Below are 18676 nucleotides of genomic sequence, written 5' to 3' on the forward strand. Positions count from 1 at the left end.
AAGGTCACAGGTTCAAATCCTGTCCCCGCATCCCCATCACAAACACACCCAGCACAAACCACCGCAGGCCAAACGCCACGCGGCAACCAACCGCGCCCTACACCACGCCACAACACGACACCAACGGTAGCGAGCGGCCGCTCCGGACATGTGCCGGAAGAGGCGCCTGAACCCCAGGTAAAGTGGCGAGAGCGGCTCCTCGCAGACCAGCAGCCAGCAGGACCAACGGAAAGGCGTTCGCCAGGCCCGAAAGGTCCTGGACGAGGCGGTGCGTCAGGCTTCGATCAGCCGGCGTCCAGGCCGAGCCGGGCTCGGATCTGTCGTTCCAGCATCCAGATCCGGTCCTGGCCCCAGGTCACGTAGTCGGCCAGCCGATAGGTCGGCGCGGCATACTGGCCGATGGTTTCGAGCACGGCGCGGTTTTCCGCCGCCCAGTTCCGCCAACCCTGATCGGCGAGATGCGGCTCGGCCTTCGGCCAGTCCAGCCCGGCGCGCTCCGCGATCAGGCGGAGCCCGGCATCGGTCGCGGTATCCAGGCCATCGGCCCAGACCCCCTGCATGACCGACAGGATGTAGGCTTCCAGCCGGCCGACGGCGCGGGCGTGGTCGACCAGCGCCATGGCGCGCTCCAGCCCGGCGCCGAATGGATCGCAGAAATTGCCGAACCGGACGCCATGGCGCAGCGCCTCCCGCGCCGGATCGAAGCGGAAATAGGCGGATTTCATCGGCGGCACGACATAGCCTGCCATCTTCATCGGCAGCATCAGCCGCGGCACCAGTCGTATCGGGTAGCGCCGCGCGAGGTCGAAGGTGCGGGCGGTGCCGATGTAGGTGTAGGGGCTGCGGAAGGTGCAGAAATACTCGAGTTCAAGCGTCGCCGATGCGATCGGCACGTCGAGCCGGGCCGGCTTCCGCTGCAGCAGCCCGACGCTGTGCCCGGGGCGCCGGCGGCCGGCGGTCAGCAGGTCATTCTCGAGATGCGCAAGGCGATCGACACCCCAATACCAGTTCTCGCCGAAGCCGATCATGCCGGTGTTGAAATGGCCCTCGCGGAGCTGCCGGGCCTGGTTTGCCAGCAGCCGGGCCGGGTCGGGCACAACCCCGTGGCACAGCGACCGGATCGAAGCCGCGTCGTGACGAAACAGCGCCGTGCCAAGCCGCACGGCCAGCGCCAGATACGCCGCCGGCGCGTGGACATCGAGCAGGCGGGCCGCCGCCAGCGCCGCCAGCGCCGGGTCGGGCGGCGTGCCATCGCCGTCGAAGGCCAGGTCGCAATGCCGCGCGAGGTCGAGCGCGTCGCGCAGCGCATGGGCGGTCAGCAGGTCCGGCCTGGGCGCGAAGTCCAGCGTCGGGAACGGCACGGTGATGCATTCGAGGCCGATGTCATAGGCATCGAGCAGCCCCGGCAGGAGCTGCGCGAGCAGAAAACTCCATGGGTCATCGACCCGGTGGAAGAAGCGCAGCATCATTCGAGCAGCAGCCGCGAGGATTCCAGGATGCGTCGATTGCGGAGGGATTCGCCCAGCACCTGCCGGCGGAATTCGGCGCCATCCGAATAGGCCCAGCCGACCTGCAGACGTTGCAGCAGGGCGCGATACTCCGGCGTGTCGACCGCCTGGGCGCAGGCCCGCTCCAGCTTCTGCCGGACCGTCGGGTCCATCCCCGGCGGCGCGATCACCCCACCCAGCACCGACCACACCACCGGATAGCCCAACTCGGCCAATGTCGGCGTGGTCGGCGATTCGGGCAGGCGCGCCGCCGAGGCCACGCCAAGCCGGCGGAGCTGGTGGATGCTGGCGACCGAGCTGGTGCCGAAATACACCTCGACCCGCCCAGCCAGCAGGTCGATCACCGCCGGCGCCTCGCCCTGATAGGGGATGTGGGTGAGGCTGACGCCGGCCGCGGCGGCCCAGTCCAGCGCCGCGAGATGCGGCAGCGAGCCTGGCCCCACCGTCGCGAAGTTGAGCTGGCCCGGCTGGGCGCGGGCCGCCTCGACCAGCGACTGCGCGGTGGTGAAGCGGGAATTCGGCGCCACCAGCATGTAGACCGGCACGTCGAAGGTGCGGCAGACATAGCCCAGCGCCTCGGCCCGGTACGGGACGGCCCGCATATGCGGCAGGGTGGTCAGCGACGCGGTGGCGACGAAGCCGATGGTCGAGCCGTCATTCGGCGCGGCAGCCAGGGCGCCGGCGCCGATCGAGCCGCCGGCGCCGCCCCGGTTCTGCACCACGACCGGGACGCCCAGGCCCTGCGCCATGCCGGCGGCCAGGCCGCGCCCGACCAGATCGGTCAATCCGCCGGGCGGGAAGTTCACGATCATGGTGACCGACCGGCCCGGCGTCTCCTGCGCCATCGCACCGATCGGCAAGGCCAGCGTCAACAGCGCCACCGCAGCGCGGCGCATCCATTTCGACATCTCGCTCTCCCCTTCTGTCTTATTCTTGTGCCAGCACCGCACGGCCCACCGCATCGCCATCCAGCGCCTGGTTGTCCTCCATGCTGATCGTCACCTTGTGCAGCCGGCCGGTGAAGCGGAAGGGCGCGGCATAATCCGCGACCGGCGAACCGCGGTCGCAGCCGATATCGAGCCCCGCCCAGGCGATCACGTTGACGAAGCCGAGCCGCGATTCCAGCCGGCCGGCCGGCGCGCCATCGATCAGCAGGGTGAATTCGGTGATGCCGGGCCCGGTCCGCAGCGAAGGCGCCGCCTCCCGGCTCAGCCGCCGCACCGCCACACCCACCCGGTGCTCGCCCGGCGGCACGGGGCGGTCGGCGGCGATGACGACATGTTCGCCACCGATGTTCATGTCGTGCATCAGCATGCCGTGGCGCAGATACAGGCTGTAGCCGCCGGTGGCGTCGCCATGCGCGATCAGGACGCCGTCATCATCCGGGCCGAATTCGGCCAGCGCTTCGATCCGGTAGCCGCGGCTGCGAATGTCGGGCGCCACCTCCGTGGGCACATGGCCGACACCGGCGTGGAAGACGTAGCGCGTGCGCCTTCCGTGGACGCGTGCCGCATTCTCGACAAAGCGCTGCCGGAAGCGGTCATCGAGGGGCAGTACCTGGTGCTTCCGCGCCTCCTCCCACCACAGCGCGATCAGCGCCTGAAGCCGTTCTGGCTCCGCCGTGGCGAGGTCATGCGCCTCGGAGAAGTCTTGCGCGAGGTGGAACAGCTCCCACCGGTCCTCCTCGAAGGGCGTCTCGGGCAGGTGATAGGCGACGGCCTTCCAGCCCTCGTGCACGATGCCGCGGTGGCCGAACATCTCGAAATACTGCGGCCGGTCCTTCGAAGGCGCCTCCGGATCGCGCAGCGACGCGGCAAAGCTGACGCCTTCGATCGGCATCTGCGGCACCCCGTTCACCGTGGCCGGTGGCGCGACGCCGACGAGCTCCAGCAGGGTGGGCGCGAGGTCGCAGGCATGCACGAACTGATGCCGCAGTTCGCCGCGAGCCGGGATGCCCTTCGGCCAGGAGATCACGAGCGGGTCGCGGATGCCGCCGCCATGGGTGTTCTGCTTGTAGCGCCGAAGCGGCGTGTTCGAGGCCATGGCCCAGCCGAGCGGGTAGTTCGCGTAGGTTCCGGGCCGGCCGACATCCTCGATGCGCGCGAGCTTCTCGGCCATCGTCTCCTCGCGCAGGTTGCGCGGGCCGAGCAGGTTGACGCCACCGGTCGGCCCGCCCTCCTGGCTGCCGCCATTGTCCGAAAGCACCAGCAGGATGGTGTCCTCGCGCAGACCCGCCTTCTCGATGAAGGCCAGCAGCCGGCCGATATGCCGGTCGGCGTGGTCGAGCATGCCCGCATAGGCGGATTGCAGCCGGGTGAAGAAGCGCCGCTCCTCGGCCGGGTAGGATTCCCAGGGGCGGACATCGTCGTTGCGCGGCGGCAGGAGGGTGGCCGCGGGGATGATCCCCATCTCCTTCTGGCGAGCGAAGCGCCGTTCGCGCTCGACATCCCAGCCTTCGCCGAACAGCGGATCATAGCCTCGGATGATCTCCGGCGGCGCCTGGTGCGGCGCATGCACGGCGCCGAGCGCGAGCCAGAGCAGCCAGGGCTCATCCGGTCGCTCCAGCGCGTGATGCGCCAGGAAGGCCATGGACTGGTCCGCCAGATCCTCGGTGAGATGGTAGCCCTGGTCCGGCGTGCGTGGCGGGGCGATGGGCGAGTTGTCCCGCACCAGCTCGGGCGTGTACTGGTCCGTCGCCGCGTCCATGAAGCCGTAGAAGCGGTCGAAGCCGCGGCCGAGCGGCCAGCCGTCGAAGGGCCCGGTGGAGCCGCTCTCGGTCAGCGGCGTCACATGCCACTTCCCCACCATGTAGTTGCGATAGCCATGCGGGCGCAGCATCTCGGCGAGCGTCCCCGCTTCCTTCGCGATCTTGCCGCGATAGCCGGGATAGCCGCTGTCGAAATTCGCCAGGCTGCCGACGCCCACCGAATGGTGATTGCGCCCGGTCAGCAGCGCGGTGCGCGTGGTGGAGCACATCGCGGTGGTGTGGAAGCCGGTGTAGCGCAGCCCCTCTGCCGCCAGGCGGTCGATGTTGGGGGTGCGGATGGGCGAGCCGTAACAGCCGAAATCGGCGAACCCCGCATCGTCGAACAGGATCAGCAGGATGTTCGGCGCCCCCGCCGGCGGCCTTGGCGGGTCAGGCCAATGCGGCGTCGAATCCCTCACCGTCACCCCGATGCGCGGCGCCTGCGCCATGGTGCATCCTCCCCGAGCTTTTGCGGCGCAGCTTGCGCGACGGACACGGCCACGGCAATTCTTCTTTACGAGGGCGGCACCGTCGTCGCAGGCTCCCGTCAAGAATCGAGGGGAGGATGTCGCATGGCCCGTTTCGGCCGCCGCGCGCTGGTCGGCGGCGCGATCGCCACGCCCATGGTGGCGAGGGCGCAGCCTGCCTGGCCCGACCGGCCCGTGCGCCTCGTCATTCCCTTCGCCCAGGGTGGGCCCGTGGACGCCATCGCGCGCCTGCTCGGCGAGCATCTGCGCCAGGCCTTCGGGCAGCCCTTCGTGCCCGATTTCCGGACCGGCGCCGGAGGCACTCTGGGCGCGCAGCACGTTGCGCAGGCCGCGCCCGACGGGACCACACTCCTCGTCACCATCGACACGGTGATGACGGTGAACGCCGCCCTCAACCCGCGTGCCGGCTATGATCCCGCGCGGGATTTCACGCCCGTCGCGCTCCTCGCCCGCATGGCGAGCGCCGTTACCGTGCCGGCGTCGCTCGGCGTGACGGACCTTGCCGGCCTGATCGCGCTCGGGCGGCAGCGCAGCCTCTCCTACGGGTCGGCCGGCGTCGGCGTGCCGGCGCATCTCTATGGCGAGTATCTGCGCCTGATCACGGGCATGCGGATGGAGCATATCCCGTTCCGGGGCCTCGGGCCCGCCGTGACGGAACTGGTCGCCGGCCGGCTCGACCTCGTCGTCGCGCTCATGCCCGGGGTGGCGCAGCACGTCGCCGGCGGGCGCCTGCGGGCGCTGGCGGTCACCGGCGGCGCACGTTCCCCCTTCATGCCGGACGTGCCGACGCTGGCCGAGACGATCGCGCCCGGCTTCGACACCACGACCTGGTTCGCCCTCTACGGGCCGCGCAACCTGCCGCCGCCCATGGTGGCGGCGCTCAGCCGCGAAGTCGCGCGCTTCCAGGCGCTGCACGCCACGCGGGAGCGCTACGCCGCCTTGACCTTCGAGACCGCGACCGCGACGCCGCAAGAGCTTCGCGCCCTGCAGGACCGCGACGCGGCAAGCTGGGCGCGCATCATCCAAGATGCCCAGATCCGGGTGGAGTGACCATGCTGTTCCTCGTCATCAGCGAGCCTCGGCCGGAGCCGCCCGCCGCCGTGGCCGAGCAGCGCCAAGCCTTCTGGCGCTGGGTGGAGCCGCTGATCGCCACGGGCGAGGTGCGGTCCGTTCATGCCCGTGTCGGCCGTGGCGCGGTGGTTCTCTTCGACGTGCCCGACAACGACACGCTGCATCGCCGACTCACCGAATGGTGCAACATGGTGCCCGCTACCTTCACCACCTATCCGCTGATCGAACCCGGGGCGGCCAGGGCCGCCCTCGCCGCGCGCTGAGCCTTCCGGCGCTGCGCATCGCATGGGCGGAAAGTGGCCTGGCGCATGCCCGCCGCCCCCTGCGAGCCGCCCCTTCGCCTGCGCTTCGTCGAACGCAGTCGATGGCTGGCCTGCACCCGTCGGAGCGGTCCGCCGGTGATGGGGAGCGGCGGCAGCGAAGCGCTGGCTGGGCTGGCGAGGCAGAAGGCGGACGCGCCGGAGGAGATCGTGGCGAAGCGCCGGCAGGCGGCGGTGCCGATCGGCCGGGGCAGCATGGTGGCGGCGGCGGTTCGGCCGATCGGGGCCGCGGAGCCGACCGACAATCGCTGTCGGATGGAAGATGGCGGGCCGAAGCCGAACCGGGTGAAGCGGCTGAAAGCGATGGAGCCGGCGAGCGCACGGTGACCGGCATGCTGGCCGGGCAGGACAGGGTTCCGGGTTCTGGACAACGGCTGACACCAGGCCGGTCAGCCAAGGTCGAATTTCCTGGCCGAAGGCATTTGGACTTTGGCCTTGCCCGCGGGCCGGCCCATGCTGCCGCCTCGCAACCGGAATCCCGCATGCCCGATACGCCCTCACTCACGCACCCAGCCCCGATCGGTCGGATCCTGCTGACGGCCTTCCCGCTGCGCCTGGAGCTGCGCGCGCCCATGCGCCTGGCCAGTGAAACCATCACCCATGCCGAAACCCTGCTGGTGCGCGCTCGGGACGATGCGGGGCTTGAGGGCTGGGGCGAGGCCTCCGCGGCGCCTACCATGACGGGAGAGGTGCTGCCGGGAATGGCGCATGTCCTGACACACCACCTTGCCCCCGCCTTGACGGCAAGCGCGGGCCTGACGGTCATGGAGGCCATCACAAGCATGGCCCGCGCCATCCGCGGCAACACCGGCGCCAAGGCCGCGGCCGAGATCGCGCTGCTGGACCTTCTGGCGCGCCGCGCGAGCCTGTCCTTTGGCGCGTTCCTGGGCGTTCCGCTTCGATCGGAGGCACCTGCGCTGCTGATGATCGGCGGCGGCGAGGCCCACCAGGCCATCACGGCGGCCCAGGCGGGCTGGGCGGCCGGCTACCGCCATTTCAAGCTCAAGGTCGGGCTGCAACAGGTGGGCGCGGATGCCGACACCGTGCGCGCATTGCGGGCGGCACTTGGCCCCGCGGCGCACATCGCGGCCGACGCCAACATGGCATGGGCCGTGCCGCAGGCGCTGGACTTCGCGCGCCGGGTCGGCCCCGGCGTGCTGGACTACCTGGAGCAACCCGTGGCCGATGACGATCTGCCCGGCATGGCCGTGGTGCAGGCCGAAGCCCCGTTCGACCTGTGCCTCGACGAAGGGCTGCACGGCCTGCAGGACATTGATCGCGCGGCCGATCTGCAGGCGGCGCGCGGCGTGGGCCTGAAGGCCATCAAGCTCGGCGGGGCGCTGGGCGTGATGCGGGCGGAGGCGCGCTGCACCGCGCGCGGCATGGCCCAGACCTTGGCCTGCAAGATCAGCGAAACCTCCATCGGCGCCGCCACCACGGCGCATCTGGCCTGCCTTCTTCACGATGTGGGCTGGGGCGTCAGCGTGACGGCGGGCGCTCTGATGGAGGAGCCTTGCGCGCCTCGCATCCTCCCGCAGGGCGGGATGTTGCGACCGCCGCCAGGGCCGGGATTGGGCGTGGTTCCGGATCTGGCGCGCCTGCTGGCCTGATCCGCTTCGGGTGGCGCGGCGGTTGCAAGGCCGGTAACGTCTGGATAGAGTTGATTACCGACGGTAATCAAATGCGTCGCCCCGACGCGCAAGCCCCCGCGCCGCCACCCTGCCGTGGCGCCCTTTGGACGGAGACAATGGCCATGACGATCCATCGCCGAACCATCATTGGTGCCGCCGTCGCTGCCGCCGCGATCCACGCCAGGCCCGCCAGCGCCGCGGAAGTGACGCTGCGCTACGCCGGCACCCTGCCGACCAGCCACCACAACGCCATCGGCCAGCAGCGCCTGGCCGATCGTGTGAAGGAGCTGACGAACGGCGAGGTCGAAATCCAGGTCTATCCCGCCGGCCAGCTCTATGGCGCGCGGGACATTCCCACGGCCGTCGTTTCCGGCGGCGTGGACATGGGGCACAACCTGACCAGCGTGTGGTCCACCGATGCGGTCGCTGAAATCCCCGACCTTCCCTTCCTGTTCGCCGACGCCGCACACGCCGAGCGCTGCTGGGAGCCCGCCGGCCCGCTGCACCGCGGCTTCGCCGCGCATGTCGAACGGCGGCGGATGAAGCTGATCCACACGATGTTCTTCGGCTCGCTGTTCGACTTCGGGAACAACGGCCGCCTGATCCGTGAGCCGGCCGACCTGCGTGGGATGAAGATCCGCGGCTATGGCCGGCTTTCGGCCGAGGGGCTGCGCGCCCTCGGCGCCTCGCCCATCGTGATGTCGCCGGGCGAGATGTATCTCGGCATCCAGCGCGGCACGATTGACGGCGCCATCACCGGCGTCACCTCCCTCGAATCCCGCAAGATCTGGGAGGTGGTGAAGCACGCCACCATCACCGGCGCGGCCTTCGGCGTGATGGCCGTGAACATCTCCATGGCACGCTGGAACGCGCTGCGCCCGGCGCATCAGGAAGCGCTGATGAAGGCCGGAGAGGAGGTCTATCGCTGGGCCGCGCAGGAAAGCGGGCGCCGCGACGTGCACTCCACGCAATTCCTGATCGACAAGGGGATCGAGACGCTGGTCCTCTCCGCCGAGCAGAAGGCCACCTGGGCGCAGGCCTTCGCCCCTGCGGCGGCGGCGTGGGAAAGCCGCGCCTCGGCCGAGGCGAAGCAGCTGGTCGAGGAAGTCCGCGCCCTGCGCAGGGCCGCCTGAGCACCGCCCAGCCACGCCCCTGCCGCAGGGGGCGTGGCGTGTTCCCGCCCTGACCCCACAGGAGGACGCCCATGGCGACCACCCTCGCCACGGCCTTCGACAGGCTTGTGCTCGCGCTCAGCGTCGCAATGGCCGTGCTCGCCGGCGTCCTGCTGGCGTCGCTCTTTGTCATCGTTCAGTACGAGGTGTTCACGCGCTTCGTCCTGGCCGCGCCGACCCATTGGACGCATGAGGTCAGCACCTTCGCCATCTCCTGGGTGGGGCTCCTGGCCGCACCCTATGTCCTGCGGCTGGGCAGCCACCTTGAGGTGGACCTCGTCACCACCCGCCTCCCGCACGGCATCCGCAACCTGCTCGGCATCGCCACGGACCTACTGGGCGCGTGCTTCTGCGGCTTCGCGGCCTGGACCGGGGCGGGCTTCGTCGAACTGGCGCACATGATGGAAGCGACCAGCGCGTCCGAACTCGATACGCCGCTGTGGATTCCCTACCTGGTCATCCCCTTGGCCTTCGGGCTGCTTGCGCTGGAATTCGTCACCCGGGCCGTGGCGCGCACCGGGCTGGTGCGCGGGCGCGACACGACCGCCACCGCCATTCACATCTGACGCCGCACATCCAGGGACGGGCCCGCCTTCATGATCGCAGGACTTTTCGCGGGGCTGCTCGCGCTTCTCGCCACGGGCATTCCTGTCGGCATCGGCATCGGCATCGTCGGCATCGTCGCGGGCTATGTGGGCATGGGCGAGGCGAGCCTCGCCGCCCTGCCGTCGACGCTGTTCGCCGGCATCAACTCCTTCCTGCTCATCGCCATCCCGCTGTTCATCTTGATGAGCGAGATCCTCAGCCGGGGCGGCGTGACTGAAATCCTGTTCAACACCGTCACGCGCTGGCTCGGGCACCTGCCGGGTGGCCTCGCCGTGTCGGCGGTGGTGACAAGCGCGATCGGCGCCAGCATCACCGGCAGTTCGGTGGCGAATGCCGCCAGCATGGCCATCGTCTGCGTGCCGCCCCTGCTCGCGCGCGGCTATGACCGGCGCTTCTCCTACGGGCTGGTCGCGGCCGCGGGCACGCTCGGCATCATGATCCCGCCCTCGATCCCCATGCTGCTCTACGGCGAGATCACCGAGGAATCGATCGGCGCGCTGTTCATGGCCGGCATCATCCCGGGGCTGCTGATCACGGCCGCACTCATCGCCTATACCGTCGTCGTCTGCTCGCGCGGCGGCGTGGCCGAGGCCATCCCCAAGGCGAGCTGGGCGGAGCGGTGGGAGGCCACCACCAGGGCCATCCCGGCGATGATGCTGCCGATCATCGTCGTCGGCGGCATCTACTCCGGCACCTTCACCCCGACCGAGGCCGCGGCCGTCGGCGTCACCTGGGCGTTGATCGTGGGCGTGCTCATCTACCGCACCGTCGGCGTGCGGCAGATCGTGGCGGCGCTGCGCAGCACGCTGATCTCCACCTCGCTGATCCTCGTCATCATTGCCGGCTCCAACGTCTTGGGCGCTGCCGTCACGCGGTTGCAGATCAGCCAGGACATGCTGGCGATGGTGCAGGCACTGGACCTGCCCTCCTGGGCCTTCATCGCCTGCACCATGGTGCTGCTGTTCATCCTCGGCATGATCCTGGAGGTGATCTCGATCATCTTCATCATCCTGCCGATCCTGCACCCCATCATCGTCAGCCTGGGCGTCGACCCGATCTGGTATGCGGTCATCTTCACGCTCAACATGGAGATCGCGCTGATCACGCCGCCGGTGGGCATGGTGCTGTACGTGATGACGGGCATCCTGAAGCGGCCGATCACCGAGATCATCCAGGGTGTGCTGCCCTTTGTGGGCGTGCTCATCGGCTGCCTCATCATCCTGATGATCTTCCCCGGGCTGAGCACCTGGCTCCCCAATCTGCTGCGCTGAGGAACACGCCATGACCGACTTCGCGACCCTGGCGCAGGAGGCCGTGCTGGCGTTTGCCCGCATCAGCGCCGAAGGTGCCGCCGCCCGAACGCCCGAGGATGCGCTGTGGTGCGTCACCCGCGGCCTGCCCACCCTGGTCGGCGACCCGGCAGCCGCACTCGCGCCCAATGCCTTCCGCGAGAACCCACCGCCCGCCATTGCCCACGCCGCGACGATCTTCCTGCGGATGCCCGACGGCCGGCACCACCTGATCAGCGCGCCGGTGAACTTCCCGCCTGAGCAGCACCACGAACTGGTCGACATCGCCCTGGGCCATCCCGGCGAGGTCGCGCGCAGCCATCACCCGCTGCTGCTGCGCGATACCGCGCTGGTACCCAGCTTCGTGAAGATCCTGCAGGCCTTCCGCGCGGGCTCTTCCATGTTCGCGCCGCTGATGTGGCAGGGGCGCTACCTGGGTGTGCTGATCTGCGCCAACGCCGCCCGCCGCACCTTCGGCGAGCGGGACCTGGCGGTACAGATCGCCTTCGCCAACCTGGCCGCCGCGCTGTTCGTGGCGCAGGGCGGCCCGCAATGGCTGGAGGGGCTGGACACCTCCGCCCTGCCGGTTCGCAGCGCGGGAAACTGAGGCCAGGCCGTCCTGCCGAATGCCGGTGATCGTGACCGATCACCGCCTGATACGTGGGGCACGAAGTTCCGACCTGCGGTCCGAAGGGCCGAGCGCGCGCCGCGTATCGGTCGCCAGCGCCGGCATCCGCGGCTTGGCTGCGCACCGCCTGCCGCGCCGCCCCTTCGGGCGCAGGTTGCCGCCAAAGGGCGCTGGTATCAGCCCTCCAGCGGCGCCAGCCGGCGCCACGGCCGCGCCGCCTCGAACTGCGCGGCGAGGTCGAGCAGCGGCATCTCCGAACCCGGCCCGCCCGCGATCTGCAGGCCCACTGGCAGCCCGGTCCTGGCACCCGGGCCGCAGGGCACCACCGCCGCCGGCAGCCCGGCCAGGTTCAGCACCGTCGAGAAGATGGCCCCCGCGCGCGGCCCGGCTTTGCAGCCATCCACCTCGGGCGGGAATGGCTCGGCCTTGGGCCAGGGCATGGTGGCCGCGGCGGGCGTCAGCACGGCATGGCCGGCAAGCATCCAGTCGCGCAGTTCAGCGCGCAGCACGGCGATGCGGTCCATCGCCCGCACATAATCGGCGCTGGACAGGGCCAGCCCCGCCTCCGCCTGCGCACGGATGGCGGGCGTCACCAGCGCCTCCCACCCCGGATGCGCGGTGACGACGCGCGCCACCCCGGCCGAGGCGAGGGTCCCGAACAGCGCGCCCACCTCGTCCGGGTTCCAGGGGGCGGAGACGATTTCCACCTCATGCCCCATGGCCGCGAAGGCCTCCAGCGCGGCGGCGAAGGCTGCGCGCACATCGGGGTCCATCGGCGCGCCGGGAATGCCATCCACGGCGCGCAGCCGCTGGCGGGCGGGCCAGGCCGGCGGCGGCAGCGCCGGGTCCGCCATCAGTTCGAAGGCCACCCGCACATCGGCCACGCAACGCGCGATGGGGCCGATGGTCTGGAAATCCTGCGCCAGTGGCGGAAAGCCCCAGCGCCGCGGTACGCGGCCGATGCCCGGCCGCAGCGTCGCCACGCCGGCCATCGCCGCGGGCCGCCGCAACGAGCCACCCGCATCGGTCGCGATGGACAGCGGCGCCATGCCCGCCGCCACCGCCGCGACCGCCCCGCCCGAGGAACCACCCGGCGTCAGCGCCGGCGCCCAGGGGTTGCCCGTCGCGCCATGCACCAGATTGTCGGTGTGGCCCGCCAGCGAAAGCTCCGGCGTGTTCGTCTTGCCGATGATGAGCGCGCCCGCCGCACGCAGCCGCGCCACCGGGATGTCGTCCCGCGGGGCGATCTGCCCGGCGAACAGCCGGCTGCCCCAGCCCGCCGGCAAGCCGCCGACGAACAGGTTGTCCTTCACCGTGATGGGGACGCCGTCGAGCGGCCCGAGCGGCTGGCCGGCCGCCCAGCGCGCGTCGCTGGCGGCGGCGGCTTCGCGTGCCCCCGCCGCGTCCAGTGCGATGACGGCGTTGAGCCGCGGGTTCACCGCGGCCAGCCGATCGAGGCAGGATTGCAGCGCCGCCCCGGGCGTCGTCTCGCCCGCGGCGAAGCCCGCATGCAGGGCCGTGGCGGTCAGCGTCCAGGCGGCGGCGCTCATGCGTCGAGGATCGCGCAGGCCCGCACCGGGCTGCCCGTGCCGCCCTTGATCTTGAGCGGCAGGGCGATGAAGCGGAAGCGCCCCTTCCCCACCACCTTGTCCAGGTTCACCACGCCCTCGTAATGCGTGAAGCCCATGTCGCGGCAGACATGGTGCACCTCGAAATTGTTACGGCCCGGGCGGCCGGGGCTGACGCTCTCCACCGTGAAGGCATTGATGCCTTTCGCGCCCAGCCAGGTGGCGCTTTCCTTCGTCAGGCCCGGGAAATCGGTGATGTAGCCCTCGGTGCCGGCGGCGCGCTTGTAGAAGCCGGTGTAGAGCAGCACCGTGTCGCCCTTGCGGATCTCCACGCCTGCGGCGCGCTCGGCGGCCTCGAGATGCGCGATGGTGATGTCCGTGCGGTCGGGCACATGCGTCAGGTCGAGGCAAAGGGCCTCGGTGAAGAAGGTCTCCAGCGGCATCTCGTCGATGGTCTTGGCACCCGGCGTCTCGTCGAAATGGACGGGCGCGTCCACATGCGTGCCGCCATGGTCGCCCATGTGCAGCACCATGGTGGCGGAGGAGAATTCATAGCCGTCCGCGACGCGCTTCTCGTCATGCGTGCTGAAGGGATAGACCTCGATGCTGGGGTGGTTGGGCAGGCGCTGCATCTTGTGGGTGATCTCGCGGCTGAGGTCGATCAGCTTCATGGCAGGCTCCTGCGGCATGCGGGGGAAGGTTTGATTACCGGCGACAACTATAACGGCGGGGCTTCAGGCGCCGCAAGCAACGGCCCCAAATCCAGCGGGCGCGTCAGCGTGAACTCGACGATGGCGAGGAGTTCCGCCGCGTGCAGGTAGTCCACGCGCGACATGATGAGCGGCGGCGGTGCCAGACCGGCCCGCTCATACCCCTCGCGCAGGCCGGCCGCGGCGGCATGGGCGAAGGGCCCTGCCTCGGGCACGGGCCCGGCCAGGATCACGCGCTTCGGCCCCACGGAGGCCCCCAGCGCGAAGATGGTCCGGCCGAGCACCAGGCCGGCCTCCCGGAAGACGGCTGCGGCCCTCGCCTCGCCGGCATTGGCGGCGGCCACGGCGCGCGCCAGGTCATGCGGGCGCATGTCGCGCCAGGTGGCGGCCCGGCCGGGGTCATCCGCCAGCCGGCCCAGGATGCCGAAGCCGGCGGCGGCCGTCATCAGGCAGCCGGTTGCACCGCAGACGCAGCGGCCCTGCGCGCCCGGTACCTGGATGTGCCCGGCCAGACGCTCATCCGCAACGGAACGCACGGGCACGCCGTTGAACAGGATGGTGGTGCCCAGGCCGAAGGCCACATGCCCGACGAAGCTCGGGCCGCGCAACTCCGTGCCGTTGCCGCGCATGGCCAGCAGCGCCTCGGCCATGCCGAGGGCGCGGCCCACCGTGTCCACAACCACCGGCAAGTTGAGCCGCCCTCCCAGGTCATCGGCGAGATCGCGCCCACGCAGCACGTCCAGCGAGGCATCGAGGATGCGGCCGGCCACGCTGTCCACCGCCCCGGAGGTGACCGCCGCCAGGCCCAGCAAGCGCGCACGCGGCAGATTTGTCCCGGACAGGAACTGCTGCACCGCCCCGACGATTGCGTCCAGAAGTGCCGGATAGGAGCGGGGGAGGGCGCCCGGCAACCGCGCCTCGGCCAACCGCTCCCCCGCAAGGTCGACCAGCGCCACCCTTCGATCGGAAATGGAAAGGCTGATGGCCAGGAAAAAGGCACCGCTGGAGCGCGGCAGAAGCTGGACCAGCCGCCGCCCGCGCTGGCCAGGCGTGCCTGTCTGAGTGCTGCCCTCCCGCACCAGGCCGCTGTCGATCAGCTCCCGCGTGATGCGGGAAATGGCGGCTTCGGTGAGGCCCACGCGCTCCGCGATCTCGCTGCGCGACAGCCCGGCGCGGCGCATGATGTAGCCCAGGACCAGTCCCTGATTGTGTTCACGCACCGAAGTGGCGCGTGAGGCGCGTTGCGTCGCTGTCATCTTGCAGAATGGACTTTCCAAATGGCCTGCCGCCGGTTCGATGGAAGCCAACTTTAGCCTGAACCGGGCTGACCTGCCCCCGATCGGGGATCCACGGGCTGAGCGAGTTGGCCTGTGTCATGGCCCGGCCGGAGCGCAGCCTAGGCGGGGCCAGACGGCCACGGCAACACCGCGTCCGGCGCTGGCGGCCGATAGCCCAGGGCGCTGTGCGGCCCGATGGCGTTGTCGTGCCGCCGCGTTCTCCAAGGGGGCTGCCGGGCTCGATGACCAGTGTCGTCACCCCGCCCCGGCCGAGCCAGCCGCGCACCACCTTCGCCACGAACACCGGCCCATAGTCGGAGCGGATGTGCCCCGGTGCTCCGGGTTCGACGAACAGATCCGTCAGCACCTGCCGCACGCAATCCGACTTCAGCCGCGCCGCGCCACCACGATAGCCAGGCACTCCCGCGTGTACTCGTCGATCACCGTCAGCCTGCGCAACCGACGCCCCAGACATGTCCGGCCCGACGCGGCCGCAGCCGAACGCAGGAGCGATCGTTCAGCCTCAGCAGGCCCCGCTTCGGCTGCCGCCGCGGCCCCTTCAGCCCCTCGCGCCGCCAGATGCGTTCAACCCGCTTGGCGTTCACCCGCCAGCCCTCGGCACGAAGCAGCGTCGTGATCCGGCGGTAGACGTAGCGGCCATACTCCGCCGCCGGCGACAGTACCGCCTCGGTCAGTACAACCTCGTCGGACCGCACCACCCGCACCCTGCGCTGCGTCGGGCGTGGCTGGCCCAGTGTGCAGCACGCGCGACTTCCGATGCCCCGAGCACCGACCGCACATGCCGCGCCCCGGCCCGGCGGCGCGCGGGGCCTACGTCAACGCACAGGGCTTCGCCGCGCCGTAAGGCGCCGCCCCAGGAGCATCCCATGACAGAGCCCATCGACCCGGGCGGGGGCTCCCCCGCGCCGGAGGCCACGCCATTGCCCGATCGACTTCCCGCCGATGGGCCGTCGATCATCGCCCGCCGCGCGCTGGCCGCGCCCGTCACGGTCAATCGCGCGGCGCGCACCGTCGAGGTGGTGTGGAGCACCGGCGCCCGGGCCCGCAACTTCGTGCCGCTCTGTGGCCCCATCATCGAGGAACTCGACATGCGCCCCGAGGCGGTGCGCATGGGCTCACTGCGTTCCGGGCGTGCACCGGTGCTGGACACCCATCGTCGTGCCGGCACGCGCGACGTGCTCGGCCGCGTCACCGCCGCCCGCATGGAGCGCGGCCGTGGCATGGCCAGGCTCCAGTTCAGCACCGCCGCCGATGTCGAACCGGTCTGGCAGCGCATCGCCGACGGCACGTTGCGCGCGGTGAGCGTCGGCTATCGCGTGCACCGCTACGAGCCGCAGCCCGACACCGGCACCGGCGAGACCATCCACCGCCCGGTGGATTGGGAGACCGACGTTCCCACCGCCGGGAACGTCGCTCCGGCGTCGCCGCCGGCCGCGCCGGACATCCATCGCCCGCGTGGCTGGTCACTGAGCAGGGAGGGCACGATGGACCCGACCGTCCTCGCCTGGGCCCCGGCGCGGCCCTCGAGCGACCGCTGGCGCGCCGTTGGCGAAGGCCTACGCCGGCGGCACCACGCGGGTCATCATCGCGCCGAGCAGCGCGGGCGCCGCGTCGGCATGGTGCGGCAGGAAGACCGGCACGACCTCGCCGGCGCCGATGCTTGCCGCTCCCAGGGCTCGGCCGAAGCGCGAAGCGCCTCCGCCGCTTGGCCGAGGGTGAGGTCGTGGCCGGCCGCCAGGTAGCGCCAGCACGGCTTCGCCGGCGCGGCCTCGGCCTGCGCGAGGAAGGTCCTGACGAACTGTGCCGCATGGGCCGGACGCTCCGCGCCTGCCAGCAGCCCCGGGCGCGCGCGACAGTCGCGGCCGCGGAGCGGCCCAGTCAACCGCCCGGAGGCACCCGGGGTGTCGCCTCCGTCCTCCGTCCCAGGCGCCGAGGCCGCGCAGCAGGACCGCCTTGGCCTCCGGCTCCTTCGGCGAGAGCGGGTGCAGTACCATGCTCTCAGGCAGGCGCTCCGGCAGGCGCGGCATCCAGGCCTGCGGCAGGGCCCAGAGCCGGAGGGCGAGCGCCGCGCAGGCCCCAGGCAGCGGGCCCGCGGGATCGGCCAGCACCGTGTCGCGGAAGGGCGCTCCCGCCGCGGCACGCCAGACCAGTCCCAGGTCGTGCCGGCCGCGAGCAGCCGGTGGTTCAGCAGCACCTGGTCGTCCGGCTGGCCGCCTTCTGCCTCTGCCGCCAGCCCGTCGAGGAAGGCCGAGACCGCCGGCGCTGGCCGGGCGGCGAGCAGGCCGCAGCACAGCACGAAGCCCCAGTCCGCATGCGCCGCCTGCGGCCAGACGGCGCCGAGCGAGAAGACCAACTCGCCCGGCGACTCCGCCAGCGAAGGACGCGGGTCGGCCAGCCACACGGCATCGGCGTCGCTGTGGATGAACGCCACCCCCTCCCGCGCCAGCGTCGCGAACAGGCGGAGCCGCAGCGCCCAGAGCGAGGCCATGGTGCCGTCATGCCGCAGCCCCACCACGCCGAGGCCCGGGTGGCCGCGGCAGGCCGCCTCCGTCGCGTCGTCCAGCGCCACCACCAGCGTCTCCGCCACGCCGGCGCGGGCGGCGTGGCGCAGCCAGTTCTCGAGCACCGCGCCGTAGCGCCGCGCATCGGCGAAGACCACGGGCAGCAGCCCCGGCCGCCCCAATCCCGCCAGCGCGGCCGGCACTGAATCCTGAATCGTCAGAAGGCGTCGCCGCGGCGGGCGATGTCCTCGGCATAGGCCGCCGCCGCCAGGTCGCGCGTCTCGGCACTGTAGCTGTCGCGATAGGCGCCGCGGCGGGACGCGTTCAGCCGTGGCACGCTGTCCACCGCGAGCCCGATGCGCGCGGCGACGGCGCGCATGTCGGCCTCGAAGCTCTCCTGCCGGCCGAGCATGTCCACCTCCCCGTCCAGCCAGTGCGCCTGCGGTCGGAAGTGCATGTGGTCCAGGTGGCGGAGCAGGTTCCGCACGAAGCGCCGGAAGTCGCCGCCATAGACGGCCAGGTGCTTCTCCCGGTACGCCGCGTCGACGGGGTTGCAGCCGCCGGCATCCAGGTAGGCGAGGGCCGAGAGCAGCCGGTCCCAGGGATTGCGCACGAAGGCGAAGCGCAGGTAGCCGGCCGTCCCCGGCCGCGCGCACAGCTCCGACAGGCGGCGATGGCCGTAGGGCATCTCGAGATGCCGCCGGCTGCCGTCGTAGTCCTTGCCGAGAATCGGCAGGCCGAACAGCGCCAGCACGGTCTTCCCCGCCGTCTTCGGCACAGGGACGAAGACGGCGCGATGCAGATGCGAGATGATGCCGCGATTCTGGTCCCACGCGGTCCGCCCGCCGCCCTGGCGGCCGTGGGTTCGAGAATACCGCCCGACGCCGCCGCAGGCATCCGCCCGCCGTCAGCGGACCGCCGGCCGGCGTGCCGGCCCGGGCGCCTGCGCCGGCGCGCCCCGCAGGACAGGCCTGTTGAGCCGCGCCGGCGCGCGGCCCAGTATGCAGCGATGGCCGACCCGCCCGACCGTCCTCACTGGCGCAGCGCGACCGAGGCCGAGGCGATCGACCTGCTGCTGGCCGAGGGCTGGGCGTGGGAGCGCGACGCCCCCGGCGCGCGGCAGGCCGCGGCCGCGGCGCT

General features: G+C 71.3%; 16 protein-coding genes and 1 pseudogene. 8 read left to right on the plus strand and 9 right to left on the minus strand.

Annotated features, from left to right (window positions below; genetic code table 11):
• Window positions 1–284: 284 nt before the first annotated feature.
• The 3 genes from HEQ75_RS25590 to HEQ75_RS25600 are packed head-to-tail and all read right to left on the minus strand — an operon-like array spanning window position 285 to window position 4703.
• Entirely contained in the window at window positions 285–1469 is a 1185-nt protein-coding gene (locus HEQ75_RS25590; protein ID WP_168034967.1) for a DsbA family protein, read from the minus strand.
• On the minus strand, window positions 1466–2416 hold the full coding sequence (locus HEQ75_RS25595; protein ID WP_168034968.1) for a tripartite tricarboxylate transporter substrate binding protein: 951 nt from the start codon (window positions 2414–2416) through the stop codon (window positions 1466–1468). Before HEQ75_RS25595 ends, HEQ75_RS25590 begins: the two co-directional genes overlap by 4 nt.
• A gap of 19 nt (window positions 2417–2435) precedes the next feature.
• Window positions 2436–4703, minus strand: coding sequence for an arylsulfatase (locus HEQ75_RS25600; RefSeq protein ID WP_168034969.1), 2268 nt, complete (start codon window positions 4701–4703; stop codon window positions 2436–2438).
• Between the two features lie 123 nt (window positions 4704–4826).
• Here HEQ75_RS25600 and HEQ75_RS25605 point away from each other — a divergent pair, with 123 nt between their 5' ends.
• From HEQ75_RS25605 to HEQ75_RS25640, 8 genes are all read left to right on the plus strand, one after another.
• A complete protein-coding gene (locus HEQ75_RS25605; protein WP_168034970.1) occupies window positions 4827–5792 on the plus strand; it encodes a Bug family tripartite tricarboxylate transporter substrate binding protein in 966 nt (321 codons plus the stop codon).
• 2 nt (window positions 5793–5794) lie between these two features.
• Complete coding sequence (locus HEQ75_RS25610) at window positions 5795–6076, plus strand: DUF3303 family protein (RefSeq protein ID WP_168034971.1); 282 nt, start codon at window positions 5795–5797, stop codon at window positions 6074–6076.
• Between the two features lie 45 nt (window positions 6077–6121).
• The gene (locus HEQ75_RS25615; RefSeq protein WP_168034972.1) at window positions 6122–6460 is read left to right on the plus strand and encodes a hypothetical protein; all 339 of its coding nucleotides are present in this window, start codon (window positions 6122–6124) and stop codon (window positions 6458–6460) included.
• Between the two features lie 155 nt (window positions 6461–6615).
• A complete protein-coding gene (locus HEQ75_RS25620) occupies window positions 6616–7743 on the plus strand; it encodes a mandelate racemase/muconate lactonizing enzyme family protein (RefSeq protein ID WP_168034973.1) in 1128 nt (375 codons plus the stop codon).
• 143 nt (window positions 7744–7886) lie between these two features.
• Window positions 7887–8897 (plus strand): TRAP transporter substrate-binding protein, encoded by a 1011-nt coding sequence (locus HEQ75_RS25625; protein WP_168034974.1) that lies wholly within the window; start codon window positions 7887–7889, stop codon window positions 8895–8897.
• Window positions 8898–8968: 71 nt separating this feature from the next.
• Window positions 8969–9502 carry a TRAP transporter small permease gene (locus HEQ75_RS25630; protein WP_168034975.1) on the plus strand — a complete coding sequence of 178 codons (534 nt, stop codon included), beginning with the start codon at window positions 8969–8971 and terminating at the stop codon, window positions 9500–9502.
• Between the two features lie 30 nt (window positions 9503–9532).
• Window positions 9533–10813: a TRAP transporter large permease gene (locus tag HEQ75_RS25635; RefSeq protein ID WP_168034976.1), complete on the plus strand. Its 1281-nt coding sequence runs from the start codon at window positions 9533–9535 to the stop codon at window positions 10811–10813.
• A gap of 10 nt (window positions 10814–10823) precedes the next feature.
• Complete coding sequence (locus HEQ75_RS25640; RefSeq protein ID WP_168034977.1) at window positions 10824–11438, plus strand: GAF domain-containing protein; 615 nt, start codon at window positions 10824–10826, stop codon at window positions 11436–11438.
• A 197-nt stretch (window positions 11439–11635) separates the two neighbouring features.
• On the opposite strand, the gene HEQ75_RS25645 is transcribed toward HEQ75_RS25640, so the two are convergent.
• The 6 genes and pseudogenes from HEQ75_RS25645 to HEQ75_RS25675 all read right to left on the minus strand — a co-directional run bounded on the left by HEQ75_RS25645 (window position 11636) and on the right by HEQ75_RS25675 (window position 18350).
• Complete coding sequence (locus HEQ75_RS25645) at window positions 11636–13009, minus strand: amidase (protein WP_168034978.1); 1374 nt, start codon at window positions 13007–13009, stop codon at window positions 11636–11638.
• Window positions 13006–13698 (minus strand): cyclase family protein, encoded by a 693-nt coding sequence (locus tag HEQ75_RS25650; RefSeq protein WP_168034979.1) that lies wholly within the window; start codon window positions 13696–13698, stop codon window positions 13006–13008. Before HEQ75_RS25650 ends, HEQ75_RS25645 begins: the two co-directional genes overlap by 4 nt.
• 47 nt (window positions 13699–13745) lie before the next feature.
• The gene (locus HEQ75_RS25655; RefSeq protein ID WP_168034980.1) at window positions 13746–14957 is read right to left on the minus strand and encodes an ROK family transcriptional regulator; all 1212 of its coding nucleotides are present in this window, start codon (window positions 14955–14957) and stop codon (window positions 13746–13748) included.
• A gap of 176 nt (window positions 14958–15133) precedes the next feature.
• Window positions 15134–15849, minus strand: a pseudogene (locus HEQ75_RS28550) (IS3 family transposase); the annotation flags it as partial.
• A 768-nt stretch (window positions 15850–16617) separates the two neighbouring features.
• On the minus strand, window positions 16618–17739 hold the full coding sequence (locus tag HEQ75_RS29135; protein WP_168034982.1) for a putative nucleotide-diphospho-sugar transferase: 1122 nt from the start codon (window positions 17737–17739) through the stop codon (window positions 16618–16620).
• A gap of 14 nt (window positions 17740–17753) precedes the next feature.
• Window positions 17754–18350 (minus strand): sulfotransferase family 2 domain-containing protein, encoded by a 597-nt coding sequence (locus HEQ75_RS25675; protein ID WP_328734926.1) that lies wholly within the window; start codon window positions 18348–18350, stop codon window positions 17754–17756.
• Between the last annotated feature and the right edge of the window lie 326 nt (window positions 18351–18676).

It is taken from the genome of Falsiroseomonas selenitidurans, assembly GCF_012103215.1.
GTDB classification, from domain to species: domain Bacteria; phylum Pseudomonadota; class Alphaproteobacteria; order Acetobacterales; family Acetobacteraceae; genus Falsiroseomonas; species Falsiroseomonas selenitidurans.